This is a genomic window from Phenylobacterium sp., assembly GCF_036821595.1.
Taxonomy (GTDB): domain Bacteria; phylum Pseudomonadota; class Alphaproteobacteria; order Caulobacterales; family Caulobacteraceae; genus Phenylobacterium.
Window position 1 is genome coordinate 1 of record NZ_DAISJG010000179.1, and the last position, 1,657, is coordinate 1,657.

2 protein-coding genes are annotated in these 1,657 nt (G+C 71.6%); one reads left to right on the plus strand and one right to left on the minus strand.

Going from position 1 to position 1,657, the window contains the following annotated elements; translation table 11 throughout:
* Nucleotides 1-375: glyoxalase/bleomycin resistance/dioxygenase family protein (locus V7Z97_RS20405; protein ID WP_334165461.1), on the plus strand; the 375-nt coding region annotated here is incomplete at its 5' end.
* Here V7Z97_RS20405 and arsB read toward each other — a convergent pair.
* Nucleotides 372-1,442, minus strand: a complete 1,071-nt coding sequence (gene arsB / locus V7Z97_RS20410) for an ACR3 family arsenite efflux transporter (RefSeq protein WP_334165462.1) — start codon at nt 1,440-1,442, stop codon at nt 372-374. The two genes, V7Z97_RS20405 and arsB, sit on opposite strands and share 4 nt — an antisense overlap.
* Between the last annotated feature and the right edge of the window lie 215 nt (nt 1,443-1,657).

Sequence of the window (1,657 nt, forward strand, 5' to 3'; positions counted from 1 at the left end):
GTGAAGGACGACTACGCCAAGTGGCTGCTGGACGACCCGCGCGTGAACTTCGCCATCTCGCAGCGCGAGCGCGCCGCCGGCCTCGACCATGTGGGCGTCCAGGTGGACACCCGCGAGGAGCTGGCCGAGCTCGCCGGCCGGCTGAAGGCGGCCGGCGCCCAGACCTTCGACCAGGAGGCCGCGACCTGCTGCTACGCCCGCTCCGACAAGAGCTGGGTGGCCGATCCCGCCGGTCTGCGCTGGGAGACCTTCTTCACCTTCGGCGAGGCCACCGCCTACGGCGAGGACGACGTCCCCGAGGCCGCCGCCGCCCCGGCCGCCGCCGCCTGCTGCGGCGCGCCACCCAAGCCCGAGCCCGCGCCAGCCTGCTGCTAACGGGTGATGGGCGGGGCGCAGCGCGCGGCGACGCGCTGGACGGCCCCGCCCCGCTCGTACCAGCCCTTCGACCGGTTCACGATCGCCACCACCGACAGCATCACCGGCACCTCGATCAGCACGCCGACCACCGTCGCCAGCGCCGCGCCCGAGGAGAAGCCGAACAGGCTGATCGCCGCGGCCACCGCCAGCTCGAAGAAGTTGGACGCCCCGATCAGGGCCGAGGGGCCGGCCACGCAGTGCGCCTCCCCGCTCCAGCGGTTCAGCAGATAGGCGAGCCCTGAGTTGAAATAGACCTGGATGGTGATCGGCACGGCCAGCATGGCGATGATCAGCGGCTGGGCGATGATCTGCTCCCCCTGGAATCCGAACAGCAGGACCAGCGTGGCCAGCAGCGCCGTCAGCGACAGGGGCCCGATCCGCCCCAGCACCCGCTGCAGGGCCGCCTCGCCGCCCCGCCGCATCAGCAGCGTCCGGAAGCGCTGCGCCAGCGCCACGGGGACCACGATGTAGAGCCCCACCGAGAGCAGCAGGGTCTCCCACGGCACGGTGATCGCCGACAGCCCCAGGAGCAGGCCCACGATGGGCGCGAAGGCCACCACCATGATGGCGTCGTTCACCGCCACCTGGCTCAGCGTGAAGTGCGGCTCGCCGCGCGTCAGGTTGCTCCACACGAACACCATGGCCGTGCAGGGCGCGGCGGCCAGGATGATCAGGCCGGCGATGTAGCTGTTGATCTCGCCAGCCGGCAGGTAGGGCCGGAACAGCCAGCCGACGAACACCGCGCCGAGCAGCGCCATCGAGAACGGCTTCACCGCCCAGTTGACGAACAGGGTCACCCCGATGCCGCGCCAGTGCCGGCCCACCTCGCGCATGGCGCCGAAGTCGACCTTCATCAGCATGGGGATGATCATCAGCCAGATCAGCGCCGCCACCGGCAGGTTGACCCTGGCGACCTCGGCCCCGCCGATCGCCTGGAAGACGCCGGGGAACAGGTGGCCCAGGCCGACGCCGGCCACGATGCACAGCGCGACCCACAGCGTCAGGAAGCGTTCGAACCGGGACATGGCCTTGGGCCCCTCGGCCGGGGCGGGCGGCTCGATGCTCATCGGGCCGCAGCCTCTTCACCGGCGGCCTGGTGGATCGCCTTCAGCCGGGTCTGCAGCGCCAGTCGGTCTATGGACTCCATCGGCAGCGCCAGCAGCAGATTGATCCGGTTGCGCAGCTGCCGCGTGGCCTCGCCGAACGCGGCCCCGATCTCGGCCTCCGAGCCGGTCGCCGC